This window comes from Streptomyces sp. NPDC088553 (genome assembly GCF_044752965.1).
Classification (GTDB): Bacteria; Actinomycetota; Actinomycetes; order Streptomycetales; family Streptomycetaceae; genus Streptomyces.
In genome coordinates this window covers 781,177-805,908 of record NZ_JBIVMG010000004.1, presented here as the reverse complement: position 1 = coordinate 805,908, position 24,732 = coordinate 781,177, and the positions used below count along the sequence as shown (strand labels likewise).

General features: G+C 71.3%; 22 protein-coding genes and 1 rRNA gene. 12 read left to right on the top strand and 11 right to left on the bottom strand.

The window, feature by feature from the left end:
* Both rrf and ACIP8Z_RS16635 read left to right on the top strand, forming a co-directional pair.
* Nucleotides 1–87 (top strand): 5S ribosomal RNA (rrf, locus tag ACIP8Z_RS16640); the annotation flags it as partial.
* A 195-nt stretch (nt 88–282) separates the two neighbouring features.
* On the top strand, nt 283–786 hold the full coding sequence (locus ACIP8Z_RS16635) for a hypothetical protein (protein ID WP_402083799.1): 504 nt from the start codon (nt 283–285) through the stop codon (nt 784–786).
* Between the two features lie 71 nt (nt 787–857).
* On the opposite strand, the gene ACIP8Z_RS16630 is transcribed toward ACIP8Z_RS16635, so the two are convergent.
* The 6 genes from ACIP8Z_RS16630 to ACIP8Z_RS16605 all read right to left on the bottom strand — a co-directional run bounded on the left by ACIP8Z_RS16630 (nt 858) and on the right by ACIP8Z_RS16605 (nt 7,510).
* Nucleotides 858–2,168, bottom strand: coding sequence for a DUF58 domain-containing protein (locus tag ACIP8Z_RS16630; RefSeq protein ID WP_402083797.1), 1,311 nt, complete (start codon nt 2,166–2,168; stop codon nt 858–860).
* A gap of 12 nt (nt 2,169–2,180) precedes the next feature.
* Entirely contained in the window at nt 2,181–3,164 is a 984-nt protein-coding gene (locus ACIP8Z_RS16625; RefSeq protein ID WP_319309656.1) for a MoxR family ATPase, read from the bottom strand.
* On the bottom strand, nt 3,161–4,363 hold the full coding sequence (locus tag ACIP8Z_RS16620) for a DUF4350 domain-containing protein (protein ID WP_402083795.1): 1,203 nt from the start codon (nt 4,361–4,363) through the stop codon (nt 3,161–3,163). Before ACIP8Z_RS16620 ends, ACIP8Z_RS16625 begins: the two co-directional genes overlap by 4 nt.
* Complete coding sequence (locus tag ACIP8Z_RS16615) at nt 4,360–5,052, bottom strand: DUF4129 domain-containing protein (protein WP_402083794.1); 693 nt, start codon at nt 5,050–5,052, stop codon at nt 4,360–4,362. Before ACIP8Z_RS16615 ends, ACIP8Z_RS16620 begins: the two co-directional genes overlap by 4 nt.
* A gap of 4 nt (nt 5,053–5,056) precedes the next feature.
* Entirely contained in the window at nt 5,057–6,277 is a 1,221-nt protein-coding gene (locus ACIP8Z_RS16610; protein WP_402083791.1) for a hypothetical protein, read from the bottom strand.
* 534 nt (nt 6,278–6,811) lie between these two features.
* Nucleotides 6,812–7,510, bottom strand: a complete 699-nt coding sequence (locus tag ACIP8Z_RS16605) for a hypothetical protein (RefSeq protein WP_402083788.1) — start codon at nt 7,508–7,510, stop codon at nt 6,812–6,814.
* A gap of 186 nt (nt 7,511–7,696) precedes the next feature.
* Here ACIP8Z_RS16605 and ACIP8Z_RS16600 point away from each other — a divergent pair, with 186 nt between their 5' ends.
* The gene (locus tag ACIP8Z_RS16600; protein WP_402083785.1) at nt 7,697–8,245 is read left to right on the top strand and encodes a potassium channel family protein; all 549 of its coding nucleotides are present in this window, start codon (nt 7,697–7,699) and stop codon (nt 8,243–8,245) included.
* A gap of 23 nt (nt 8,246–8,268) precedes the next feature.
* Here the strand turns inward: ACIP8Z_RS16600 and ACIP8Z_RS16595 are convergent, their stop codons facing one another.
* A complete protein-coding gene (locus ACIP8Z_RS16595; RefSeq protein ID WP_402083782.1) occupies nt 8,269–8,595 on the bottom strand; it encodes a carboxymuconolactone decarboxylase family protein in 327 nt (108 codons plus the stop codon).
* 392 nt (nt 8,596–8,987) lie between these two features.
* Here ACIP8Z_RS16595 and mtrA point away from each other — a divergent pair, with 392 nt between their 5' ends.
* From mtrA to ACIP8Z_RS16565, 6 genes are all read left to right on the top strand, one after another.
* A complete protein-coding gene (gene mtrA, locus ACIP8Z_RS16590; RefSeq protein ID WP_010356958.1) occupies nt 8,988–9,665 on the top strand; it encodes a two-component system response regulator MtrA in 678 nt (225 codons plus the stop codon).
* A 1-nt stretch (nt 9,666) separates the two neighbouring features.
* Entirely contained in the window at nt 9,667–11,685 is a 2,019-nt protein-coding gene (gene mtrB, locus ACIP8Z_RS16585; protein WP_402083780.1) for an MtrAB system histidine kinase MtrB, read from the top strand.
* A 163-nt stretch (nt 11,686–11,848) separates the two neighbouring features.
* Nucleotides 11,849–13,660 (top strand): LpqB family beta-propeller domain-containing protein, encoded by a 1,812-nt coding sequence (locus tag ACIP8Z_RS16580; RefSeq protein WP_402083879.1) that lies wholly within the window; start codon nt 11,849–11,851, stop codon nt 13,658–13,660.
* Nucleotides 13,661–13,765: 105 nt separating this feature from the next.
* Nucleotides 13,766–14,575 (top strand): ComF family protein, encoded by an 810-nt coding sequence (locus ACIP8Z_RS16575; protein ID WP_402083777.1) that lies wholly within the window; start codon nt 13,766–13,768, stop codon nt 14,573–14,575.
* A 292-nt stretch (nt 14,576–14,867) separates the two neighbouring features.
* Complete coding sequence (hpf, locus tag ACIP8Z_RS16570) at nt 14,868–15,548, top strand: ribosome hibernation-promoting factor, HPF/YfiA family (RefSeq protein WP_055603779.1); 681 nt, start codon at nt 14,868–14,870, stop codon at nt 15,546–15,548.
* 208 nt (nt 15,549–15,756) lie between these two features.
* Nucleotides 15,757–16,509, top strand: coding sequence for a response regulator transcription factor (locus ACIP8Z_RS16565; RefSeq protein WP_073913298.1), 753 nt, complete (start codon nt 15,757–15,759; stop codon nt 16,507–16,509).
* Nucleotides 16,510–16,518: 9 nt separating this feature from the next.
* Here ACIP8Z_RS16565 and ACIP8Z_RS16560 read toward each other — a convergent pair whose 3' ends face one another.
* Nucleotides 16,519–17,682, bottom strand: coding sequence for a winged helix-turn-helix domain-containing protein (locus ACIP8Z_RS16560; protein ID WP_402083774.1), 1,164 nt, complete (start codon nt 17,680–17,682; stop codon nt 16,519–16,521).
* Nucleotides 17,683–17,834: 152 nt separating this feature from the next.
* Nucleotides 17,835–18,422 carry a GNAT family N-acetyltransferase gene (locus ACIP8Z_RS16555; RefSeq protein WP_402083771.1) on the bottom strand — a complete coding sequence of 196 codons (588 nt, stop codon included), beginning with the start codon at nt 18,420–18,422 and terminating at the stop codon, nt 17,835–17,837.
* Between the two features lie 239 nt (nt 18,423–18,661).
* On the opposite strand from ACIP8Z_RS16555, the gene secA reads away from it, so the two are divergent.
* On the top strand, nt 18,662–21,475 hold the full coding sequence (secA, locus tag ACIP8Z_RS16550) for a preprotein translocase subunit SecA (RefSeq protein ID WP_402083768.1): 2,814 nt from the start codon (nt 18,662–18,664) through the stop codon (nt 21,473–21,475).
* Between the two features lie 166 nt (nt 21,476–21,641).
* On the opposite strand, the gene ACIP8Z_RS16545 is transcribed toward secA, so the two are convergent.
* Nucleotides 21,642–22,127, bottom strand: coding sequence for an Rv3235 family protein (locus tag ACIP8Z_RS16545; protein ID WP_402083765.1), 486 nt, complete (start codon nt 22,125–22,127; stop codon nt 21,642–21,644).
* Nucleotides 22,128–22,406: 279 nt separating this feature from the next.
* Here ACIP8Z_RS16545 and ACIP8Z_RS16540 point away from each other — a divergent pair, with 279 nt between their 5' ends.
* Nucleotides 22,407–22,913: a DUF6912 family protein gene (locus ACIP8Z_RS16540; protein WP_402083763.1), complete on the top strand. Its 507-nt coding sequence runs from the start codon at nt 22,407–22,409 to the stop codon at nt 22,911–22,913.
* Between the two features lie 47 nt (nt 22,914–22,960).
* Nucleotides 22,961–23,632 (top strand): HAD family hydrolase, encoded by a 672-nt coding sequence (locus tag ACIP8Z_RS16535; protein WP_402083760.1) that lies wholly within the window; start codon nt 22,961–22,963, stop codon nt 23,630–23,632.
* A gap of 226 nt (nt 23,633–23,858) precedes the next feature.
* On the opposite strand, the gene ACIP8Z_RS16530 is transcribed toward ACIP8Z_RS16535, so the two are convergent.
* Nucleotides 23,859–24,413, bottom strand: a complete 555-nt coding sequence (locus ACIP8Z_RS16530; protein ID WP_229314013.1) for a DJ-1/PfpI family protein — start codon at nt 24,411–24,413, stop codon at nt 23,859–23,861.
* Nucleotides 24,414–24,732: the final 319 nt, after the last annotated feature.

The following is a 24,732-nucleotide window of genomic DNA, read 5'->3' as shown; positions in this document are numbered from 1 at the left end:
GGTTACATTCCGAACCCGGAAGCTAAGCCTTTCAGCGCCGATGGTACTGCAGGGGGGACCCTGTGGGAGAGTAGGACGCCGCCGAACAATTTTTAGCCTCAACCCCCGGACCTTGTCCGGGGGTTGAGGCATTTTTGCGTTGGGCTACTTTCAGCCAAAGATTGATGCGTGCATGACATCTCATGCCGGCTGTGACACGCTCCGTGGCGCACTCCGAACCCGGGCGGCTCGGCCGAGCGGCCTCGGTTCCCCCCACCCACAAGCTGTGGCAAGGAGAGCGATATGAAGTACACCCCCACCCTGACTGGCTTGGCCGCGCTCGTGATGGCGGTCGGCATCGGTGTTCCCACGTCGGCCTATGCGAGCGGTGCCGTCGCCGGCGCGGAGGTCGACGGCGTGATCGTCGTCTCTGGGAACACCTGTAATTGGACCGGCGCCGACGCCAGTGCGACTCCGCCGGGCGCGCTCACCGTCGACCGGTCCACGATCAACAAGCCGGGCGGGAATCTGACCTGCGGCGGGGGCATCACCGCCTCGCTCAACAACAATCCGGCCTTCACCTTCGACGACGCCGCCGGTACGGCGACGACGGACGTCATCGACCTCACGGGGAAGCAGTCGTTCGTCTCCTGCCGCTACAAGGTGACGAACATCGTCTGGAACCGGGACGGGGCCACCAGGAAGTACGTGAACACCCCCTTCACGGCCACCAAGGTCTCGGGCTCGTTCCTGTGCCCGGGTTCCTTCAGCGCCGCCGCCGGGGAGGCCTCCGTCGTGTTCCGTTGATTCAGCGCGCCATGCGTGATCGATGGTCGGTACGGCGCTGCTTGCCGTGCCGGCCATCGGCGCTTCGGGCTCTACAGGCGGCCGGCCGCCTTGAGGGCGAGGTACGCGTCGGCCAGGGCGGGGGCGAGGGCGTCGGGAGAGGCGTCGACGACCGTGACGCCGTGGCGGCGGAGCTGGTCCGCGGTGCGGGAGCGCTGGAACTGGGTCTGGGTCGCCGCCGCGGCCTCGTAGACGCCCTCGATCGTGCCGCGGGTCGTCGCCATGCGGGCGATGTGGGGGTCGGAGACCGAGGCCAGCAGGACCGTGTGGCGCTGGGCGAGCTGCGGCAGGACCGGGAGGAGGCCCTCCTCGATCGGAGCGGCGTCGAGGCTCGTGAGAAGGACGATCAGCGAGCGGCGGGGAGCGCGTGCGAGGGCGGTCGCGGCCAGGCCGCGGGCGTCGGTCTCCACCAGCTCGGGTTCGAGCGGGGCGAGTGCGTTGACCACGGCGGGGAGGACGTCGCCGGCGGAACGGCCCTGGACCTGGGCGCGGAGGCGCCGGTCGTAGGCGAGGAGGTCCACGCGGTCACCGGCGCGGGACGCGAGCGCGGTGAGCAGGAGTGCCGCGTCCATCGAGGCGTCCAGGCGGGGAACGTCGCCGACGCGGCCGGCCGAGGTGCGGCCGGTGTCCAGGACGATCAGGATGTGGCGGTCGCGCTCGGGGCGCCAGGTGCGGACGGCGACCGTGGTCTGGCGGGCGGTGGCCCGCCAGTCGATCGAGCGGGTGTCGTCGCCGGGGACGTACTCGCGGAGGCTGTCGAACTCCGTGCCCTCACCGCGTGTCAGGACGCTGGTGCGGCCGTCGAGTTCACGGAGCCGGGCCAGGCGGGACGGCAGGTGCTTGCGGCTGGTGAACGGGGGCAGGACGCGGACGGTCCAGGGGACCTCGTGGTTGCCCTGGCGGGCCGCGAGGCCCAGGGGGCCGTACGAGCGGACCGTGATCCGCTCGGCCCGTCGGTCGCCGCGGCGGGTCGGGCGCAGGCTCGTGGTGAGGCGGCGGCGTTCGCCGGCGGGGACCGTCAGGCGGTGGCGCGAGGAGGGCTGTTCGGTGCCGGGGAGCCAGCTGCTGGGCGGCCAGGCGTCGCGGAGGTGGGCGCGGAGGGGGCGGCGGGACCGGTTGGTGACGGTGAGCTGGATGTTTGCCGCGTCACCGAGTCGAACGGATGTATCACCACTTCGGGTGAATTGGAGCGTTCGTACTGGCGCCGCCAGGAGGTAGTCGCACAGAATTGCGAGTGAGAGGGGCGCGTTCACCGCGAGCATTCCCGCCCAGCTGGGGGCGAGGATGCCGACGGGGATCGATCCGAGGGCGGCGAGCAGCGCTGTTCGTCCGGTGAGGGCCATGGGGCGCCGTTCTCAGCGGGGGACGGGGACGTGGGCGAGGATCGAGTTGATGACGGAGTCGGGAGTGACTCCTTCCATCTCGGCCTCGGGCCGCAGGTGGATGCGATGACGCAGGGTGGGGAGAGCGAGGGCCTTCACGTCGTCCGGGGTGACGTAGTCCCGGCCGGTGAGCCAGGCCCAGGCGCGGGCGGTGGAGAGCAGGGCGGTGGCGCCTCGGGGGGAGACCCCGAGCGTGAGTGAGGGGGATTCACGCGTGGCACGACAGATATCGACGACATAGCCGGCGATCTCGGCGGAGACCGAGACCTTGGCGACGGCTGCCCGGGCGGCTTCGAGCTCGGCGGGGCCCGCGACGGGGCGGACACCGGCGGCCTTGAGGTCACGGGGGTCGAAGCCCTCGGCGTGACGGGTGAGGACCTGGATCTCGTCCGCGCGGGTGGGCAGAGGAACCGTCAGCTTCAGGAGGAAGCGGTCCAGTTGGGCCTCGGGGAGCGGGTAGGTGCCCTCGTACTCGACGGGGTTCTGGGTCGCGGCCACCAGGAAGGGTTCGGGCAGGGCGCGCGGGGTGCCGTCGACCGTGACCTGACGCTCCTCCATCGCCTCCAGGAGGGAGGCCTGGGTCTTCGGGGGCGTGCGGTTGATCTCGTCGGCGAGCAGGAGATTCGTGAAGACCGGGCCGGGCTGGAAGGAGAACTCGGAGGTCCGGGTGTCGTAGACCAGGGAGCCGGTCACGTCGCTCGGCATCAGGTCGGGGGTGAACTGGACGCGCTTGGTGTCGAGTTCGAGTGCGGCGGCGAGCGAGCGGACCAGCAGGGTCTTCGCGACGCCGGGTACGCCTTCGAGGAGGACGTGTCCGCGGCAGAGCAGGGCGACGACGAGACCGGTGACGGCGGGGTCCTGGCCGACCACGGCCTTTCCGATCTCGGTGCGCAGGGCCTCCAGGGAGGCGCGGGCGCTGTCCGAGGTCGTGACGGTCTCGGGGGTCGGGGCGCTCATGAGGTGCGTACCTCTCTTTCGAGGGCGTCGAGTTGGTCCGACAGGCGGATGAGAGTGGCGTCGTCGGCGGGAGCCGGGCCGAAGAGGAGGTGCTGGGGGTCCGCGGTGGTATCGGGGAGACGGGCGGAGAGCGCGGGGAGGAGGCGGTCGGCGGAGTGGGCGTCCTGGACGGGGACGCCGAGCAGCGGGGCGATCCGGGTGCGGGTCGCGGTGCGCAGCACGGAGGCGGCGCGGTCGCGGGCGTTCGCCTTGCGGTAGAGGCGGGCGCGGCCCTCGGTGGTCTCGGAGGCGCGGAGGGCGACGGGGAGGCGTTCGGTCACCAGGGGGCCGAGGCGGCGGGCGCGCCAGATGGCGGCGAGCAGGGCCGCGATCGCGAGCTGGAATGTGCCCCAGAGCCAGCCGGAAGGGATGAGGGAGAGGAAGTTGCCCGTGGTGCCGTCGTCGGGTGCGTCGGCGGTGGCGGAGGCATCGGTCAGGGAGGGGAGGTACCAGACGAGATGGGGCCGGGAGCCGAGGAGTTGCAGGGCGAGCGAGGCGTTGCCCTGCTGGTCGAGACGCTTGTTGTAGAGGATGTCGGGCGAGCCGAGGAGGACGGTGTCGGTGCTGTTCTGCCCGGGGAGGCGGAGCAGGGTCGCCAGGCCGTCGGAGAGGTAGCAGGAGTCCGCGGTGGTGCCGGGGGTGGTGAGGTAGCGCTCGCCGCCAAGGTCGGCGCTGCCGGCGCGGGTGGCCTCCGCCAGGGTGCAGGAGGGGGTGCGGTTCTCCACTGGGGTGCTGGTGGAGCTGGTGACTCCTGGGGCGAGGGTGTCGAGGGAGGGCAGGCCCGCGCCGACGAGGACCGTGCGGCCGGTGGAGTTCGTCATGCTCCGGCGGAGCGTGGACTGCTGGGATCGCGTCAGCAGGTCGGGTGTGGTGACCAGGAGTGTCGTGTCGGGGTCGGTCGCGGCGGTGGCCTCGTCGAGGGTGGTGACGAGGGTGAGCTCGATGCCGTGGGACCTGAGGAGTTCGGCGACGGCCCGGCTGCCGTTCGGATCGGCGGAACGGGGGTCGAGGGAGCCGTGGGCGTCGGAGGACCGCAGGGTCGCGAGGGCCAGGCCGCCGATGAGGATCAGGGCGAGGACGAGGGCCGCGCCGCGGGCTCGGGTCCAGAGCTGGCGGGCGGAGGGGGCGGTCGAGGTGGTGCTGGTGGCCGGGCGGCTCATGCGGGCGTCCCGGTGGAGGCGGTGTCGAGGGTGGGACGGGTGCGCTCCAGGGCGGTGTCCAGTTCCTCGACGCGGCGGTACGCGGATTCGTCGGCGGTGCGGCCGCCGTATGTGACGTCGTCGAAGACGCGGACGGCGAGGCGCAGGTCGTCCGCGTGGGCGGGGAGGGAGCGGCCGGCTTCGGCGGCGGCCTCGTCCGCGGTGCGGCCGGGGCGGGGGTCGAGCAGGGCGCGTTCCTCGAGGGAGCGGACGATGGCCCGGGTGCGTTCCTGGACGGCCTGGTTCCAGCGGCCGGCGGAGGCGTGGCGGGCGGCGGCCGCCCGGTGGTCGCGGGCGGTGCGGGGGCCGTCCGCGAAGAGGGAGTCGCCGGTGGTGCCCGGTGCGCGGTGGGGGGTGCCGAGGCGCCACCAGAGGGCGGCGACCGCGGCGATCACGACCAGGACGACCACGACGAGGCCGATCACGCCGCCGGGCGTGGCACCCGACGCGGCTTCGAAGAGGTCGCCGACCCACTCCCAGAAGCGGTCGAGGCCGCGCTGGAGGAGGTTCGGGTCGTTCTCGTGGTACATCGGCTTGGACAGCTCCCGTTCCGCCGCCTCCTGTGCGGGGACGCGGGAGATGTCCAGCGGGATGTCGTCGTCGGCGCGGAGTCGCGCCAGTGCCGTGGTCGTTCCCCCCGTGACCGTCACGGCATCAGCCTCCGACGGTCTGGGTGCCCGGGGCGGGGCCGTAGCCGGGGATGCCCGCGGCCCGTGCCAGTTCGAGGTCCAGGGCTTCGCGGCGGATGCGCTGGTCCACGTAGAGCAGGACCGTGACACCGGCCGAGATCGGGTAGGTGATCGCGCTGGTGATCACGCCGCCGATGCCCGTGATGATCAGGAACGGCCAGCCGAAGGTGGTGGACGTGCCGGAGAGCATGTCGGAGAAGCCGTCTCCGTCGACCGCGATGCCGAGGATGGTGAACGGGATCGCGATGATCATGGAGAAGATGAAGATCAGCAGCTGGGTGAGGATCGTGATGCCGAAGATGCGCCACCACGCGCCCTGAACCAGCTTCGCCGAGCGCTTCAGCGACTGGATCACGCCGCCGCGCTCCAGCATCAGGGCAGGGGAGGCCAGGTTGAAGCGGATCATCAGCCAGACGACAGCCACCAGGCCACCGATACCGCCGAGGAGGGTCAGGGCCGCACCTGCGGCGCCCCCGATCAGAAGACCGGGGAGGAGGCCGACCATGACGATGGCCGAGCTCATCGCCGCGAGCAGCAGGGTCAGGCCGATGAGCTGGAGGAGCCGCGGTCGGGCCTCCTGCCAGGCGGCGCCGAGCGAGACCGGGCGGCCGAGGACGGCGCGGCTGATGACGACGGTCAGCAGAGCGGCGCTGACCAGGGACGCCATCAGCGTCACGAGGAGGGCTGGAGCCAGGCCGATCAGGGACGACTGAGCCGCGTCGAGGGACTGCTCCAGCGCTTCGGCGGGGGTGGCGTCCGGGATCGGCGACGGTACGTCGGGGGCGAGGTACTGCTGGGCCAGGATGTTGGCGATCTGGGAGATCACCGCGACCGTGACCGTGATGGCCAGCACGGTGCGCCAGTAGGTGCGGAGGGTCTTCACCGCGCCGTCGAGGATCTCGCCCATGCCCAGAGGGCGCAGCGGGATCACTCCGGGCTTCGCGGCCGGCGGCCGGCCCCAGTGGGCGTTCGGGGGAGGAGCTCCCCAGCCCTGACCTCGGCCGGGGGCCGGAGGCGGGGTCTGGCCGGTCGGCGGGGACCACTGGCCGGCGGGCGGCTGGTCCTTGGACCACTGAGGGGCGGAGCCGTTCGCGTCGGCCGGAGCGGCGGGCCGGGGGACCCCGGAGCCGTTCTGGTCGTCGGAGGGGGCGGATCCGGGCGAGGTCCAGCCCGGAGTGTCGTTCACGGTCGTCCACCTCGGAGGAATGGTCGCGGTGCCGGATCGGCGAACCGGCTCGGTCACGGCGGCCGACACCTGACACGGCGGCGGGCCGGGTGCCATCGTGCCACGCGGGACCCGCCCGTGGGCCGGAGCGGCCATGACCTTCGTACCTTTGTCCGGACCTTCATGGTGCGAGCGGCAGACGGCACGCTGCGCGGACACCCGATCATCACGCGCCCACCGTGCGGTGGCGGGCGGAGCGGGGCGCGGTCGACGGGATCGCGGTCCAGGCTGGGGGAGGCGCTGGGGGCAGGTCGCGGCAGGCAGCGACGGGCTCAGGGGATGTGGTCGTAGTGCCTCATGAAAGACCCCCCGTCAGCGAGGTTCCGTCGACGAGGGGGGCTATGACATCCATCACTGACATCAGTCTCGTGCCGGCCCGTGAGGTGTGGCGGTGCGGACTCCTGTGCCGTCTGCCGTCGGTCCCAGGCAGCGCCTGTTCACGGTGTGTGGGTCGACGGCAGAACCCGGTGACGCTGCTCAGGGCACGGGTCGGGGTCACGGCGATGGTGGACTCGTGGGCGCCGTCAGGGCGGAGGGAGCCAGGACCCACAGCAAGGCGCGGCCGGTCAGTGGGGTCGTGGCGATCAGGGTCAGGTAGACCTCGATGACCGATCCCTTGCCGGTGAGGACGTCCAGGTCCTCGGAGAGACGCGACAAGAGATAGATGACGGCGTCGACGATGAGCCAGGAGGCCAGGTTCGCGCCGATCCACCAGGCCCAGCGGCTGGTGACCTTGCGCAGCACCATGGCCTGGGAGAGGCCGAGCAGGGGACCCAGGGCCAGGCTCTGGCTGGCGGCCAGCAGGTAGGCCGTCGAGACATCGTCGCCGGACTCCTGGGCGGTGATCACCGCAGGCATGATGACGAGCAGCCAGGCCAGCAGCGCCGGGCCGACATTGGCGGTGACCCACACCTTGCGCGGGATGGGGACGCGTCGGCGGACGACGAGCCATTGCAGTGCTCCGAGCACGCCTCCGAACAGGATGGCCCCGAGAGTGGCGATCACCAGTGCCACGACCAGGTGACGGCTGACCAGTTTCAGATTGAGCGCGTCGCTGCCGACCAGTGCCAGTGCGAAGCCGACGGTCAGGACGATGACGAACGCGATCGTGTTGTAGCCGATCCACTGCCAGTACAGGCGAGCGTCCCAGCCGCTCGGTGAGACCGACTTGAGGCCCGAGTCGGAAGCCGCCATCACTCACCTCATCCCGCGTCCTCGGGGCGGGAGGACGCCACATCCCACACGGTCCGCCCTCGGGCGAGGCGGCCATCCCGGTGACTGCCTGGTGCGCCTGCCACCCTGACCGCCACAGCACGGCGACGTTGAAGCCACGAGCAGACGCGCGACGCGATCACCGCATCGGAGCATCGGGAGGGAACCGTGGACAAGACTTCACGCAAAGGCCGGCGGCAGACAATCCGCGCCTCGCTGCGTTCGCTGCTGACGGCGGGAATCCTCGTCGCCGCCTACTACGTGCTTCCTCTGGACTCGGCCTTCACCGCCGGCACCGTCGTCGCGCTCGTCGGCGGTATGGCGGCGGTGGCACTGCTCCTGGCATGGCAGATCCGAAAGATCACCCGGTCCCCGCGTCCCGAGCTGCGGGCGGCGGAGGCCCTGGGGACGACCCTCCCGCTCTACCTGCTCCTGTTCGCGACGGCCTACCACCTGATGGAGCGCAGCGCCGCGGACAGCTTCAGCGAGGCACTGTCTCGGAGCGACGCGCTGTACTTCACCATGACCGTCTTCAGCACCGTCGGCTTCGGGGACGTCAGCCCGCGCAGCGAACCGGCCCGGCTGCTGGTCACAGGGCAGATGACGCTCAACCTGCTGCTGATCGGTGTCGCTGCCCGGCTCCTGGTGTCGGCGGTCGAACAGGGCAGGGTGCAGTCGGGCCTTTCGGGGACGGGAAGCCGGACCGATGAGGCGTGACCCTCGGCCGGGGGGTCGTCCTGCTAGCCCTCGGACTCGATCTCTGCCTCCGCGACGGCGATGGCGATGCCGAGCGCCGCGGCGATGTTGCCGGCCGCCGTCATGACGCGGGCCGTGCCCACGATGGGGGCGATGGCGACCAGGACGTCCTGGAGCCGCTCGGCGGTCACGTCCGCCTGCATGGCCGGGCCGATGTGAGCGGCGTAGGAGATGGGGGGAGCGTCCGAGGCCGCGAGCGCGGCGATACGGGTGAGGATGAGCATGTCTGGCGGCAGGCCGCACCGTTCGATCGAGTCGACGGTCATGGCGGCCAGCGTGTCCAGGACGGGGGTTTCGGATGCTACGGACATGCGGAATCGCCTCCTGAGGCGATGGCGGCATCGAGATCGGGTGGGGGAGGCGGAGCGGAGCGGCGTACCCGGGCACCGCGCTCTCTCCTTCCACCGTAGGAGCACTCCGAGCGGGGCGCCCCCGGAGCCTCGGGGCGGGTGGAGTGCTCGGAGACGCCTCGGAGCCGTGGTTCTCCGCCGACCGATGCGGCCGCTCTCGACCGTAGGCCGAAGCCAGTGGCGCGGGGTACGGTTCTGGGCGGCCACGGGGGCCACGGGGGTGACATCCATGACTGACATCAACACCCACGGACACGGACGGTCATCAGGAACCGTTCCTGGACGATGCCGCAGGTCAGTGAGGTATCTCACCAGCCGCCTTAGGACTGATACGGAAATGGGATGATGTCGATATGAAGGGACGCGTTCTTGTCGTCGACGACGACACCGCACTGGCCGAGATGCTCGGCATCGTGCTGCGGGGTGAAGGGTTCGAGCCGTCGTTCGTCGCGGACGGTGACAAGGCGCTTGCCGCATTCCGGGAGGCCAAGCCTGACCTGGTGCTGCTCGACCTGATGCTGCCCGGGAGGGACGGCATCGAGGTGTGCCGCCTGATCAGGGCCGAGTCGGGTGTGCCGATCGTCATGCTCACCGCGAAGAGCGACACGGTCGACGTGGTCGTGGGTCTGGAGTCCGGGGCCGACGACTACATCGTCAAGCCGTTCAAGCCGAAGGAGCTCGTGGCCCGTATCCGGGCGCGGCTGCGGAGGTCCGAGGAGCCGGCGCCCGAGCAGCTCACCATCGGTGATCTGGTCATCGACGTGGCGGGGCACTCCGTGAAGCGGGACGGGCAGTCCATCGCCCTGACCCCGCTGGAGTTCGACCTGCTCGTCGCGCTGGCGCGCAAGCCGTGGCAGGTGTTCACGCGTGAGGTGCTCCTCGAGCAGGTCTGGGGCTACCGGCACGCGGCCGACACCCGGCTGGTGAACGTGCACGTCCAGCGGCTGCGCTCGAAGGTCGAGAAGGACCCCGAGCGGCCGGAGATCGTGGTGACCGTGCGGGGCGTCGGATACAAGGCGGGACCGAGCTGACATGAGTACAGGCAGTACTGCTCCGAAGCCCGGGGACCCGGGAGACCGTACGGGGCGGGCTGCCGGACCGGGGTGGGGGGGCTCGCGTTCCGGCCGTCCGCCCCGCGGCGGACGGTTCTTCCGTGACGGAACGCCGGGGGGACCGGTCCTCCGGCTCTTCGCGCGCTGGGTGCGCCGGCCGTTGCTGCCCGCTGTGCGGCTGTGGCGGCGCAACATCCAGCTGCGGATCGTCGCGGGCACCCTGCTGATGTCGCTCGGTGTGGTGCTGCTGCTCGGCCTGGTCGTGATCGGCCAGGTCCGCAACGGGCTGCTCGACGCCAAGGAGAGGGCCGCCCAGAGCCAGGCCGCCGGCGGATTCTCCGCCGCCCAGGACCGGGCGGCGACGACGCCCTCGGCACCCGGTCAGCAGGACGGCGCGCGGGCCGGTGCCTCCGTGAACTGGCGCTCCACACTGGTCGAGCAGCTCGCCAGTGGTGGTCAGAGCGCCTTCAACGTGGTCGCGCTCTCCCTCGACACCAGTGAGGCCGCGAGCCGCGGCGCCCGTGCCTCGGGGGAGGTCGACCCGACCACCAGCATCCCCGCGAAGCTGCGGCACTCGGTGGCCCAGGGCACCGACACCTTCCAGCAGTTCACCCGCATCCACTACACCAGCGGGAAGCCGTCCGAGGCCGGTCTGGTGATCGGCAAACGGCTGAACGACGCCGAGGGCACCCAGTACGAGCTGTACTACCTCTTCCCGCTGACCCAGGAGGAGGACTCCCTCACCCTGGTCAAGGGCACCCTCGCGACCGCCGGGCTCTTCGTCATGGTGCTGCTCGGTGCCATCGCCTGGCTCATGGTGCGCCAGGTCGTCACCCCCGTACGGATGGCCGCCGGGATCGCCGAGCGGCTCTCGGCCGGCCGCCTCCAGGAACGCATGAAGGTCACCGGCGAGGACGACATCGCCCGGCTGGGCGAGGCCTTCAACAAGATGGCCCAGAACCTCCAGCTCAAGATCCAGCAACTGGAGGAGCTGTCGCGGATGCAGCGGCGGTTCGTCTCGGACGTCTCGCACGAGCTGCGCACCCCGCTCACCACGGTCCGGATGGCGGCCGACGTCATCCACGAGGCCCGGGTCGACTTCGACCCGATCACCGCCCGCTCCGCCGAACTCCTCGGTGACCAGCTCGACCGCTTCGAGTCGCTGCTCTCCGACCTCCTGGAGATCAGCCGCTTCGACGCGGGAGCGGCCGCCCTGGAGGCCGAGCCGATAGACCTGCGGCAGGTCGTACGCCGGGTCATCGGCGGCGCCGAACCCCTCGCCGAACGCAAGGGCACCCGGATCGTGGTCGTCGGCGACAAGCAGCCCGTGGTGGCCGAGGCGGACGCCCGCCGGGTCGAGCGGGTGCTGCGCAACCTCGTCGTCAACGCCGTCGAGCACGGCGAGGGCCGGGACGTGGTGGTGAAGCTGGCCGCCGCCGGCGGGGCCGTCGCCGTCGCCGTGCGCGACTACGGCGTCGGACTCAAGCCGGGCGAGGCCACGCGGGTCTTCAACCGCTTCTGGCGCGCCGACCCCGCCCGCGCGCGGACCACCGGCGGCACCGGCCTCGGCCTGTCGATCGCGGTGGAGGACGCCCGGCTGCACGGCGGCTGGCTCCAGGCCTGGGGCGAGCCCGGCGGAGGTTCGCAGTTCCGGCTCACCCTGCCGCGGACCGCGGACGAGCCGCTGCGGGGCTCCCCGATACCCCTGGAGCCCGAGGACTCGCGGCGCAACCGCGAGCAGGCGGCCGCCGGACGCGCCCAGGACAGCGCCCGCCTCACGGCGGTGCCGGCGCAGCCCGTCGGCGACCGGCAGCAGCTCCCCGTACCGCCGAGGCTGCCCGCGCCGCCGCGGGCGACCGCCGACCCGACGGCCCTGCCCGGCAGCGGCGCCCGGGTCGTGGCGCGCGCGGCGGCGGAGAACGACGGCGGTGGGGCGGGCTCGGCCACGGCCGACGCGCACGGGAACGCGGAGCGGGAGGACGGGACACGTGGGCGCTGACTCCTCAGAGGGGCACGCGGGGCGGGGCTTCCGAAAGGGGCACACGGTGTGGGGCATCCCGGGCTTCCGCGCGGGGCACGCCGAGCCGGGTCCTCGGCCGGCGCAGGGCCCGACGCGGCGCCCGGCGCAGGTCCCGGGGCAGGGCCGGAGTGCGCGCGCGGTGGTGCTCGTCGCGTGCGGCGGGCTCCTGGTGACCGGGTGCGCGACCATGCCCGACAGCGGCGACGTCCAGGCCGTCAAGGGGGCCAACCAGGGGGACTCGCAGGTGCGGGTCTACGCGGTGGCGCCCCGGGAGAACGCGGACCCGGACGAGATCGTCGACGGCTTCCTGGAGGCCATGACCAGTGACGACCCCGGCTTCGCCACGGCCCGCAAGTACCTGACCAGCCAGGCGGAGCGGACCTGGAAGCCGGAGGAGAGCATCACCGTGCTCACCACGGCGCCGAACCGCGACCTGGCCGACCGCAACGCCGATCCCGACAACCAGGGCCGTTCCTACCCGCTCTCCGGCCGCAAGATCGCGACCGTGGACGCCCGGCACGCCTACCAGCCGATCAGCCCCTCCGCGTACCTGCAGTCGATCCATGTGGTGCAGCAGCCCTCGGCCAACGGCAAGGGCAAGGAGTGGCGCATCGACAGCCTGCCGCCGGGCCTGGTGCTCGGCGAGGCCGATTTCCTGCGCAACTACAGGTCGGTCAACAAGTACTACTTCGCCTCGGGGGAGGACTGGGTCGTCGCCGACCCGGTCTACATCCGGCAGCGCCAGGACCCCGTCACCCGGATGGACCCGGTGACGCAGACGGTCAGGGCGCTCCTCGAAGGCCCCACGAACTGGCTGAAGCCGGCCGTCGACTCCAGCTTCCCCTCCGGTACGGAGCTGCGGAAGGGCGTCACCACGCTCACGCCCGACGACCAGTCCACGCTGAAGGTGCCGCTGAACGGCAAGGCGGACCTGGTGGGCGGCGAGCCGTGCCGGCGGATGGCGGCGCAGCTGCTGTTCACGCTGCGCGACCTGACCTCCGTGAACGCCGAACAGGTGGAGCTCCAGGGGTCGAAGGGCCAGGCGCTGTGCCGTCTCGGCAAGGGACAGGCGACCGACCAGTTCGCCCCCGTGCGGAACACGGACCGGGACGAGAACCCGTACTTCGTCGACGAGCACCGCAAGCTGATGATGCTGGTCGGCGCGGGCAAGGAGTCCAACGCGCCCCTGGAGGTGCCCGGCCCGCTCGGCAAGGGCACGCTGCGGCTCGGGTCGGTCGCCGTCGACCGGGGCGAGACCCGGGCCGCCGGGGTCGGGGAGAGCGGCCGCGAGCTGTTCGTCTCCTCCATCACCACCGAGGAGGAGACGGCCCCGGTGGTCCTGCGCAGCAGGGCCGCCAAGCCCACCGACCGGCTGTCCGCGCCCAGCTGGGACGGCCGGGGCAACCTGTGGATCGCCGACCGCGACCCCGCCGCGTCCCAGCTGTGGATGGTGCCCGACGGCACCGGTGACCCCGTCAAGGTGCGTACGCCGTGGCTGGCGGACGACGCGAGGATCGAGTCGCTGCGGGTCTCCGCCGACGGGGTCCGGATCGCGCTCGTGGTCACCCGGGGCGGGGACACGACCCTGCAGATCGGCCGGGTCCAGCGGCAGACGTCGGGCGACGAGCCGGTCGTCTCCGTGCTCGACCTCCAGCCCGCCGCGCCCCGGATGGAGTCGGTCACGGCCGTGTCCTGGGCCGGGCCGAGCCGGCTCGTCGTGGTCGGCAAGGAGGCGGGCGGCGTCCAGCAGATCCGCTACCTCCAGACCGACGGCTCGACCTCGGCGACCTCGGTGCTGCCCGGTCTGAACGGGGTGACCTCGGTGGCCGCGCCGTACAAGGGCTCCGTGCCGGTGGTCGCCGACTCCGGCAACGACGGCATCGTGCGGCTCGTGCCGGGCACGAACTGGCAGCCCGTGGTCAAGAACGGGACCTCGCCCGTCTATCCGGGGTAGCGGACGCCCGCCTTCCGGATCCGGGTACCTGACGTACTCCGGGGGTACCCGTGAGGGTTTTCCACAGGGGTGGCCGAGGCGCCGGGGAAGGCGCACAGTGGAGCCATGCGGGGGTGGTGGCGCGAGATCGCCGGACTGGTGCTGCCGGTCGCCTGCGGAGGCTGCGGCAGGCAGCGCACCGAGCTGTGCCCGTCGTGCGAGGCCGCGTTGACCGGGGCGGGGGAGGGGCCGCGCAGGGTGCGGCCGTCGCCGGAGCCGGCCGGGCTGCCGGTCGTCCACGCCGTCGCGCCGTACGCCGACGCCGTACGCGAACTGCTCATCGCCCACAAGGAACGCGGGGCGCTCACCCTCACCCGCCCCCTGGGCGGGGCCCTCGCCGTCGCCGTGGAGGCCGCTGCCGGGGGCACCGAGGGCCTCGCGGCGCGACCGCTGCTCCTGGTACCGGTGCCCTCCTCACGGCGCTCCGTACGGGCGCGTGGCCACGATCCGACGCGCCGGATCGCGCTGGCCGCGGCGGCCCGGCTGCGGGGCGCGGGGCGGCAGGCGCGGGTCGTGCCGGTGCTGCGCCAGCGGCGTCACGTGGCGGACCAGGCGGGTCTCGGGGCGCGTGGCCGGCTCGCGAACCTCTCCGGCGCGCTGGAGATGGTGCCCGGCGGCGGGCGGCTGCTCCGGGCGGGAGAGGTGGTGCTCGTCGACGATCTGATGACCACGGGTGCCTCGCTGGCGGAGGCGGCGCGCGCCCTCGGAGGCGTACACCCTTCGTTCATTCCTGGAATACCGCATGGCTTACCGGGTGGTTCGGCGCAGCGCGGATTCGAACAGCGGGCGGCGGCTGTGATCGCATCCTCTCCCGCTTCGTTCGAAATAAACCGGAACTCGCAAGGAACTTGGAACGTTGCAGGTGGTGAGTGGTGAAAGCACCCGAACGGAGGTATGTCGCGGTAGCGGGTGCCGACACCCGTCCGAAGGGGCTATGTTCGGTTGTGAGGAATGGCGAAAGCCATCGCCTAGCCGAATATGGTTGCGCCTACAGGACAGGAGTTCAGGGCGAATTAACCTCTTGTCGATGGGGTGGGGATCTTGTCGACTGGGGAGGAGAGGTGAAACTCGCCAAGTCCGAGCTCCGGTAACCACCGGAGTCTGGTGCAAAGGGAGATGCCCTGCGGCCGAGAGAGCCGACCAGGGCGATCCGGGAACGGAGTTCTGCGTGGACATCGTCGTCAAGGGCCGCAAGACCGAGGTGCCCGAGCGGTTCCGCAAGCACGTGGCCGAGAAGCTGAAGCTGGAGAAGATCCAGAAGCTCGACGGCAAGGTGATCAGCCTCGACGTCGAGGTGTCCAAGGAACACAACCCGCGGCAGGCCGACAGGTCGGACCGCGTGGAGATCACCCTCCACTCCCGAGGCCCGGTGATCCGGGCGGAAGCCGCGGCGGCGGACCCGTACGCCGCCCTCGACCTCGCCAGCGACAAGCTTGAGGCACGACTGCGCAAGCAGCACGACAAGCGGTACACCCGCCGTGGAAACGGCAGGCTTTCGGCGGCGGAGGTCGGGGACGTGGTGCCCGGCGCCGCCCAGCTCAACGGAGACGGCCAGCTCGTCGCCGACGAGTCCGACAAGGTGCCCACCACGATGATGGGCTCGATCGAAGTCCAGGGCGAAGGCCCGCTGGTGGTCCGCGAGAAGACCCACCGGGCCGCACCGATGACGCTCGACCAGGCTCTCTACGAGATGGAGCTGGTCGGACACGACTTCTACCTCTTCGTCGACTCCGACACGAAGCAGCCGAGTGTCGTCTACCGCCGGCACGCGTACGACTACGGCGTCATCCATGTGGAGAGCGACCCGCTCGCCGAGGGTGGCGGCGCCGGTGGTGCGCTCGGCGGCTGACCGCCGTCTCGCGCCCCCCACACCCCAATTGCCCCTCACGGTGCCCCTGGAGCGCTCTTCGCGCCCCCAGGGGCACCACCGTGCGCCCGCGGATCACCCCGTTGCCGCCGGAGCATGAAAGCATGGCGTGCACGCCAACCGGTGCTCCCTGAGTAGCGGTTGGAGGACCGGAAACGAATTCAGGCCACGGCCTTCAGGGGGAGGAACGATGGCGGACAGCTTCGGGCCGGTGCTCAGCGGGCGCGAGCACGGTGGTGCGGTCCCGGAGGGATCGGAATCGGACAGCGGCGCATTCCGCAAGGAGCCGATCCGAGTCCTCGTCGTGGACGACCATGCCCTCTTCCGCCGCGGACTCGAGATCGTCCTCGCGCAGGAGGAGGACATCCAGGTCGTCGGGGAGGCCGGTGACGGGGCCGAGGCCGTCGACAAGGCGGCCGATCTGCTGCCGGACATCGTCCTGATGGACGTACGGATGCCCCGGCGCGGCGGCATCGAGGCGTGCACCTCCATCAAGGAGGTGGCCCCCAGCGCGAAGATCATCATGCTGACGATCAGCGACGAGGAGGCCGACCTCTACGACGCGATCAAGGCGGGGGCCACCGGCTACCTCCTCAAGGAGATCTCCACCGACGAGGTCGCGACGGCGATCCGCGCGGTCGCCGACGGCCAGTCGCAGATCAGCCCCTCGATGGCGTCGAAGCTCCTCACCGAGTTCAAGTCGATGATCCAGCGCACCGACGAGCGCAGGCTCGTGCCCGCGCCCCGGCTGACCGACCGTGAGCTGGAGGTCCTCAAGCTCGTCGCGACCGGGATGAACAACCGGGACATCGCCAAGGAGTTGTTCATCTCCGAGAACACGGTGAAGAACCACGTCCGGAACATCCTGGAGAAGCTGCAGCTGCACTCCCGGATGGAGGCCGTGGTCTACGCGATGCGGGAGAAGATCCTCGAGATCCGCTAGCCGGCCGGGCTAGCCCACCGCCGCCACCAGGTCCTTCGCCAGTCCCGGGGAGTCCACCCGCTCCACCCGCACCGCGTCGCAGCCGACCCATTCGGCCGCCTCGCGCAGCGCCCGCGCCACCGCCGGCACGGCCTTCGGGCCGTCGAGCGTCACCTGACGGGCGACGAGCGTCCCGCCCTCCCGCGCGGGGTCCACCCGGCCGACCAGACGGCCGCCGGCCAGGACCGGCATCGCGAAGTAGCCGTGGATCCGCTTCTGCTTCGGCACGTACGCCTCCAGGCGGTGCGTGAAGCCGAAGATCCGCTCCGTGCGGGCCCGCTCCCAGATCAACGAGTCGAACGGCGACAGCAGGGTCGTACGGTGCCGGCCGCGCGGCTCCGAGGCCAGCGCCGCCGGGTCCGCCCAGGCGGGCTTCCCCCAGCCCGCCACCGTGACCGGCACCAGGCCCGCCGCCTCGACCACCGCGTCGAACTGCTCCCCCTTGAGCCGGTGGTAGTCGGCGATGTCCGCGCGCGTGCCCACGCCCAGCGCCTCGCCCGCCTGGCGGACGAGCCGCCGCACGCACTCGGTGTCGTCCAGGTCGTCGTGGAGCAGCGCCTGCGGGATCGCCCGCTCCGCCAGGTCGTACACCCGCTTCCAGCCGCGCCGCTCGACCACGACCACCTCGCCGTACATCAGCGCGCGCTCGACGGCGATCTTGGCGTCCGACCAGTCCCACCACTCGCCCTTGTTCTTCGCGCCGCCCAGCTCGGTCGCCGTCCGCGGCCCCTCGGCGCGCAGCTGGTCGATCACCTTGTCGTACGCCCCCGCCGACAGCTCGTGGCCCCAGTGCGGGCGGTCGCGGTAGGCGCGCCTGCGGAAGGCGAAGTGCGGCCACTCCTCGACCGGCAGCACGCAGGCGGCGTGCGACCAGTACTCGAAGGCGTGGGAGCCGGTCCAGTAGGCGTCCTCGACCGTCGTACGGCCGACGGCGCCCAGGCGCGCGTACGGAATGAGCTCGTGCGACCGGGCGAGGACGGAGATCGTGTCGAGCTGGACCTGGCCGAGCCCGCGCAGCACGCCGCGCACCCCGGCGCGGCGGTCGGGCGCACCCAGGAAGCCCTGGGCTCGCAGCGCGATCCGGCGGGCGTCGTCGGCGGACAGTTCGGCGGCGGGGCGCGGCACAGTCGTCATGGACCGCACCCTAGGCCCCGGCACTGACAGTCCCCTCGGCGGACGGGTGGGGCCGGACTCGGGAGGGGGCGGCGGGGCGGGGGCCGGGGTTCGGGAGGGGCGGCGGGTCGGGGGACGGGGTTCGGGAGGGGCGGCGGGTCGGGGGGCGGGGTTCAGGAGAGGGGCGGCAGGTCGCGGGCCGGGAGGTACGGCAGAGGGCTCGGGAGGCCGAAGTCGGAGGGGAGCAGGGCCGCGATCCAGCTGTCCCGGAGCGTGCCCTTGTTGGTGAGTCCGGCGCGCTGGGCGCCCTCGACGACGAAGCCGACCCGCTCGGCCACCGCGCGCGAGCCGGTGTTCCCGATCTCGGCGCGCCAGACCAGGCGGGTGCAGCCGAGCCCGGTGAAGGCCCAGTGGGCGACGGCCCGCACGGTCTCGGTCATGTAGCCGCTGCCGCGGTGCTCGCCGGCCAGCCAGTAGCCGACCTCCCAGACGCCCAGGCCGCGACTGGTCAGGGCGACGGCGGCGAGCAGCGGGCCGCCGGACAGCGGCTCGACGGCGAAGGCGTACTCGGTGTCCTCGCGCCAGCCTTCGGGCACGAGGCGGTTCAGGAAGAGCTCGGCGTCCTGCCGCGTATAGGGGTCGGGGACGACGGTCCAGCGCCGGATGTCCGGGTCCTGACAGATGGCGTACACCGCGTCGACGTCCTCGGGGACGAAGTTCCGCAGGCGCAGACGGTCGGTGGTGAGGGTGATCGGATCCATGCCGGGATTGTGGTGAGCCGCCGGACCGGAAGCGAACACTTTTCGGGTGGGGCGGCACCTTCCGCCCACCTCGTGCGTTCTCTTTCCGGGCGGACGTACGGCTCCGGCACTGTGGGCCTCCCTTCGCGAGGGCGGTCTCGCTTACGATGGCCGTTGCGGTGGGGACCACCTGCCGTGCCCGCGCTCGCGTCCATGACAAGACCCAGTGCCAGGCCCGACCGGCAAGGAGACCAGCCTCAGTGTCCGTCTTCAACAAGCTCATGCGTGCAGGCGAAGGAAAGATCCTGCGCAAACTGCACCGCATCGCGGACCAGGTCAACTCCATCGAAGAGGACTTCGTCAACCTCTCCGACGCCGAGTTGCGGGCGCTCACCGATGAGTACAAGCAGCGGTACGCCGACGGTGAGAGCCTCGACGACCTGATGCCCGAAGCCTTCGCGACGGTCCGCGAGGCCGCCAAGCGCGTTCTCGGTCAGCGCCACTACGACGTCCAGCTGATGGGTGGCGCCGCGCTCCACCTCGGCTATGTCGCCGAGATGAAGACCGGTGAGGGCAAGACCCTCGTGGGTACCCTCCCGGCGTACCTCAACGCGCTCTCCGGCAAGGGCGTGCACCTGATCACGGTCAACGACTACCTGGCCGAGCGAGACTCCGAGCTCATGGGCCGGGTCCACCGCTTCCTGGGCCTGTCCATCGGCTGCATCCTCGCCAACATGACGCCGGCCCAGCGCCGTGAGCAGTACAACTGCGACATCACGTACGGCACGAACAACGAGTTCGGCTTCGACTACCTCCGCGACAACATGGCGTGGTCCAAGGACGAGCTCGTCCAGCGCGGCCACAACTTCGCCTGTGTCGACGAGGTCGACTCCATCCTCGTCGACGAGGCCCGTACGCCGCTGATCATCTCCGGCCCGGCCGACCAGGCGACGAAGTGGTACGGCGACTTCGCCAAGCTCGTCACCCGCCTCTCCAAGGGCGAGCCCGGCAACCAGCTCAAGGGCATCGAGGAGACCGGCGACTACGAGGTCGACGAGAAGAAGCGCACCGTCGCCATCCACGAGGCCGGTGTCGCCAAGGTCGAGGACTGGCTCGGCATCGACAACCTCTACGAGTCGGTGAACACCCCGCTCGTGGGCTACTTGAACAACGCCATCAAGGCGAAGGAACTGTTCAAGAAGGACAAGGACTACGTCGTCATGGACGGCGAAGTCATGATCGTCGACGAGCACACCGGCCGTATCCTCGCCGGCCGCCGCTACAACGAGGGCATGCACCAGGCGATCGAGGCGAAGGAAGGGGTGGCGATCAAGGACGAGAACCAGACCCTCGCCACGATCACCCTGCAGAACTTCTTCCTCCTGTACTCGAAGCTCTCCGGCATGACCGGTACGGCCATGACCGAGGCCGCCGAGTTCCACCAGATCTACAAGCTGGGCGTCGTCCCGATCCCGACGAACCGGCCGATGATCCGCAAGGACCAGTCCGACCTGATCTACCGGACCGAGGTCGCCAAGTTCGCCGCCGTCGTCGACGACATCGCGGAGAAGCACGAGAAGGGTCAGCCGATCCTCGTCGGCACGACCTCCGTCGAGAAGTCCGAGTACCTCTCGCAGCAGCTCTCCAAGCGCGGCGTGCAGCACGAGGTCCTCAACGCCAAGCACCACGACCGCGAGGCGAGCATCGTCGCGCAGGCCGGCCGCCGCGGCGCCGTCACCGTCGCCACGAACATGGCCGGTCGCGGTACGGACATCAAGCTCGGCGGCAACCCGGACGACCTCGCCGAGGCCGAGCTGCGCCAGGCGGGTCTCGACCCGGTCGACCACGTCGAGGAGTGGGCCGCTGCCCTCCCCGCCGCCCTGGAGCGCGCCGCGAAGGCCGTGAAGGCGGAGTTCGAGGAGGTCAAGGAACTCGGCGGGCTGTACGTGCTCGGTACCGAGCGCCACGAGTCCCGTCGTATCGACAACCAGCTGCGCGGTCGTTCCGGCCGTCAGGGCGACCCGGGCGAGTCCCGGTTCTACCTCTCGCTCGGCGACGACCTGATGCGTCTGTTCAAGGCGCAGATGGTCGAGCGCGTGATGGCCATGGCCAACGTGCCGGACGACGTGCCGATCGAGAACAAGATGGTCACCCGGGCGATCGCCTCCGCCCAGTCGCAGGTCGAGACCCAGAACTTCGAGACGCGCAAGAACGTCCTGAAGTACGACGACGTCCTCAACCGGCAGCGTCAGGTCATCTACGCCGAGCGCCGCCGCGTCCTGGAGGGCGAGGACCTGCACGAGCAGATCCAGCACTTCATGGACGACACGATCGACGACTACATCCGCCAGGAGACCGCCGAGGGCTTCGCGGAGGAGTGGGACCTCGACCGTCTGTGGAACGCCTTCAAGCAGCTCTACCCGGTGAAGGTCACCGTGGAGGAGCTGGAGGACGCGGCCGGGGACCGGGCGGGCATCACCGCCGAGTTCATCGCCGAGTCCATCAAGGACGACATCCACGAGCAGTACGAGACGCGGGAGAAGCAGCTCGGCTCGGAGATCATGCGTGAGCTGGAGCGCCGCGTGGTCCTGTCCGTCCTGGACCGCAAGTGGCGCGAGCACCTCTACGAGATGGACTACCTCCAGGAGGGCATCGGCCTGCGCGCCATGGCGCAGAAGGACCCGCTGGTCGAGTACCAGCGCGAGGGCTTCGACATGTTCACCGCCATGATGGAGGGCATCAAGGAGGAGTCCGTCGGCTACCTGTTCAACCTGGAGGTCCAGGTCGAGCAGCAGGTCGAGGAGGTCCCGGTGCAGGCGAGCGGTCCGTCGCTCGACAAGGAGGACGCGGTGCCGGCCGGTGCCGGGCGTCCGGAGATCCGCGCCAAGGGGCTCGACGCCCCGCAGCGGCCGGACCGGCTGCACTTCTCCGCGCCGACGGTGGACGGCGACGGCGGTGTCGTCGAGGGCGACTTCGCCTCGGACGACGTCGACGCCGGTGACGGGATGACGCGTGCGGAGCGCCGCAAGGCGCAGAAGAACGCGGGTGGCGGCGGGCGTCGTCGCAAGAAGTGACGTGGGGCCGCTCGTGCGGCGCCGTTGAGTTCGTGCGGTGCCGTCGAGACGTTGACGCGGCGCCGTGGAGATCTTGCTGGTGACGCGGTGCCGTTGAGACGGTGCCGTTGACGCGGTGAGTCCGTTGCGGAGGGGTCGGTTGCCCGGTGGGCGGCCGGCCCCTTCGTCATGCCCGGTGGGGTGCGGGCCGGGCCGCCGCACCCAGGCCGTCGAGCTCCACCGCGGCGCAGCGCCAGCGCTGGTCCTCGCCGCGCTCCAGGCGGAACGCCATGGCCCGTACGCGGGCACCGGTGGCGATCGTCGCGAAGGCCTCCACCGCGGTCCGGTCGTCGTCCACCTGGACAGAGCAGCGGCGCAGGACCGGGCGGGGGCCGAGTGAGCGCAGGGGCGTCTCCGGGGCGATCCGGACGAGCTGTTCGTACGCCTCGCCGACGGTGTGGCCGAGCATCCAGTGGACCGGGCGTTCGCCGCTGAGCACGGCGAGGAGGCGCTCGGCGAAGACGGTGTGCGGCGGGAGGGCGCGGGGGCTCGTACGGGGGTGGCCCGTGCGGGGGTGGGTGCCCGCCGGGCCGCGGGGGCGCGTGCCCGCGGGGCCGCCGGGTGCCCTGCGGGGGCGAGGGCTGCCGGTGGTGGTGAGGGTGGTGGTGGTCATGGTGAGCCTGCCCCTGTCGTCGCGTCACCGAGCGATACCGGTCGGTAACTTTCCGTTGGGGATCTTGTACGGGTGGGCTCGGACGGGCCGCAAGAAGCCCGCCGCCGCTCGACGGCTCGAAAACGGAATCACCTATCAGGGTGACGCCAAGGAAAATCGCCTCCCGGGGGTCCTGAGAAGGGCCTCCCGCAGTGGACGCACGCCGACTCCGACCGGCCACCCCGAAGGGGGACTCCGCACGTATCCTGAGGGCCTCTCCGTCTACGAAAGCGGCCAGCCATGCGCGTGTACGTCCCCCTGACCCTCCCCGGTCTCGCACAGGCGCACAAGGCGGGCGAGCTGGGCCCCGGTCCGTTGACCGCCTATGCCGTCACCCCCGCCCTGCGCGAGTGGTACGTCTCCGACGACATCGAGGAGCTGGAGTACGCGGCGCTCAACCGGGCCGCGTCCGCCTCCCTGCGACTGCTCGCCGGGGACCCCGAGGCGCCCCGGCGCCGGATCGTCGTCGCCGTCGACGTCGCCGACAAGGACGCGGCCACGGACCCCGACGGGGCGCTGACCGTGAGCTCCATCGGCGAGGTCCGGATCGCCGGGCCCGTACGGCTCGCCAAGGCGGCGGCCGTGCACGCGGACGCGGACGACGCGGAGGCGGACGTGACGGCGGCGGCGGACGCGCTGGGCGCGGCGGACCAGGGGGACGACGACGCGCAGTTCGTCGTCGACGGGGCCGAGGACCATGAGCTGCTGTGGTTCGGGGTGCAGGAGATTCCGGGGCTGCTGGGCTGACGCCGCCGGCTTGGATGTCTGTCGGTGGGGCCGGGTACCGTCTCCCCATGGGGAAGCACGACGGCTTGCGCGGCAAGCATCTGGTCTGGGACTGGAACGGCACACTGCTCGACGACATCAGTGCGGTCATCGGGGCGACCAACGCGGCGTTCGCCGAGCTGGGGCTCGACCCGATCACTCTTGAGCGGTACCGGGAGCTCTACACGGTGCCCGTGCCCAAGTTCTACGAGCGGCTCATGGGGCGGTTGCCCACCGACGCCGAGTGGACCGTCATGGACGGCGCCTTCCATCGGCACTACTGGGAGCGGGCCGAGGCCTGTGTGCTGACCTCCGGAGCCGCGGAGCTGCTCGCGGCGCGGCAGGCGTCCGGGTTCACGCAGTCACTGCTGTCGCTCGCGCCGCACGCGGAGCTGGTTCCGCTGGTGCGGAGGCATGGGATCGCGGAGCGGTTCGTGCGGATGGACGGGCGGGTCGACGCGTCCACGGACGGGAAGTCGGGGCACATGGTGCGGCACCTGGCCGCGCTGGAAGGGGTGCTTCCCGAGCGGGTCGTCGTCATCGGCGACGCGGCGGACGACGCGATTGCCGCGCGGCACGTGGGGGCGCGGGCGGTGCTTTATACCGGGGGGTCGCACAGCCGGGCCTCGCTCTCGCGAGTCGGGGTGCCGGTGGTCGACTCCTTGGAGGAGGCGGTGGCTGTCGCGGAGGAGCTGGTCTGACGGGGTCCGCCCGGGGGTGGGCGGGCTCGCGGGCCGGGTGCCGGCCGGTGGGGGGGTTGTGCCCACCCTCCCCAAGGCTCCGTCCGGGGGACCCCCACGCCCTGCGGAACGTATGCCCACAACCCCTGGGCGGCGGTGTGTCGCCCACAACCCCTGGGCGGCGGTGTGTCGCCCACAACCGCCGGGCGGCGGTGTCGCCCACGGCCATGCCGACAGGCCCCCCGCGTCAGGCCTTGGCTCGGAGGACCTTCAGGAATTCGCGCATCCAGGTGGGGTGGTCCGGCCAGGCCCTTGAGGAGACCAGGAGGCCGTCCACCACCGCCGCGCTGTCCTGGAAGGTCGCGCCGGCCGCCTGCATGTCCAGTTCCAGGGCCGGGTAGGCCGTGACCCGGCGGCCCTCCAGGCCGCCGACCGCCGCCGTCAGGAGCGGGCCGTGGCAGATCTGGGCCACCGGCTTGTCCGCGTCGAAGAAGGCCTTGAGGATCTTGCGGAGCTCCGGGTCGTTGCGCAGGTACTCCGGTGCCCGGCCGCCCGGGATCACCACCGCCACGTACGCGCCCGGGTCGACCTCCGAGAACGCCAGGTCGGCGGGCCAGGTGTAGCCCGGCTTCTCGGTGTACGTGTCGAAGCCCGGCTCGAAGTCATGGACGACGAAGCGGAGCTGCTTGCGGGCCGGGGCGGCGATGTCGACCTCGTAGCCCTCTTCCAGTAGCCGCTGGTAGGGGTACATCACCTCCAGCGACTCCGCCGCGTCCCCGGTCACGATCAGGATCTTCGCCATGGCTCTCCCAGATCACAGATGGTCGGTCTGCCGTGCTGTGCCCATGCTCGCGTACACGCTGCCCGCGGCGGGGCGCTTTGCCAAGAGGACATGTGTCGCTGTCCAGAACGTCAAACTTCCACCCCCTCTTTTGTACACATACGGACCATGACGGTTCGGGGGGCGAGGGCGATAGGCTTTTGCCGTGATCAGCGCGATACGCCGAGGGGGCAGTGAAGCCCCCGGCTGCCGCCCGACCCGCTACGGCGGCCGGGCCGACAGCGCGTTCGCCGATCCTCTCCGTCCGGGCGCGCCGCTCTCCGTGGCCGATAACGACCCG

Coding starts and splice junctions, on each gene's coding strand:
- ACIP8Z_RS16635 (WP_402083799.1), top strand. CDS start 283: ATGAAGTACACCCCCACCCTGACTGGCTTGGCCGCGCTCGTGATGGCG.
- ACIP8Z_RS16630 (WP_402083797.1), bottom strand. CDS start 2,168: ATGGCCCTCACCGGACGAACAGCGCTGCTCGCCGCCCTCGGATCGATC.
- ACIP8Z_RS16625 (WP_319309656.1), bottom strand. CDS start 3,164: ATGAGCGCCCCGACCCCCGAGACCGTCACGACCTCGGACAGCGCCCGC.
- ACIP8Z_RS16620 (WP_402083795.1), bottom strand. CDS start 4,363: ATGAGCCGCCCGGCCACCAGCACCACCTCGACCGCCCCCTCCGCCCGC.
- ACIP8Z_RS16605 (WP_402083788.1), bottom strand. CDS start 7,510: ATGGCGGCTTCCGACTCGGGCCTCAAGTCGGTCTCACCGAGCGGCTGG.
- ACIP8Z_RS16595 (WP_402083782.1), bottom strand. CDS start 8,595: ATGTCCGTAGCATCCGAAACCCCCGTCCTGGACACGCTGGCCGCCATG.
- mtrA (WP_010356958.1), top strand. CDS start 8,988: ATGAAGGGACGCGTTCTTGTCGTCGACGACGACACCGCACTGGCCGAG.
- mtrB (WP_402083780.1), top strand. CDS start 9,667: ATGAGTACAGGCAGTACTGCTCCGAAGCCCGGGGACCCGGGAGACCGT.
- ACIP8Z_RS16575 (WP_402083777.1), top strand. CDS start 13,766: ATGCGGGGGTGGTGGCGCGAGATCGCCGGACTGGTGCTGCCGGTCGCC.
- ACIP8Z_RS16565 (WP_073913298.1), top strand. CDS start 15,757: ATGGCGGACAGCTTCGGGCCGGTGCTCAGCGGGCGCGAGCACGGTGGT.
- ACIP8Z_RS16560 (WP_402083774.1), bottom strand. CDS start 17,682: ATGACGACTGTGCCGCGCCCCGCCGCCGAACTGTCCGCCGACGACGCC.
- ACIP8Z_RS16555 (WP_402083771.1), bottom strand. CDS start 18,422: ATGGATCCGATCACCCTCACCACCGACCGTCTGCGCCTGCGGAACTTC.
- ACIP8Z_RS16545 (WP_402083765.1), bottom strand. CDS start 22,127: ATGACCACCACCACCCTCACCACCACCGGCAGCCCTCGCCCCCGCAGG.
- ACIP8Z_RS16540 (WP_402083763.1), top strand. CDS start 22,407: ATGCGCGTGTACGTCCCCCTGACCCTCCCCGGTCTCGCACAGGCGCAC.
- ACIP8Z_RS16535 (WP_402083760.1), top strand. CDS start 22,961: ATGGGGAAGCACGACGGCTTGCGCGGCAAGCATCTGGTCTGGGACTGG.
- ACIP8Z_RS16530 (WP_229314013.1), bottom strand. CDS start 24,413: ATGGCGAAGATCCTGATCGTGACCGGGGACGCGGCGGAGTCGCTGGAG.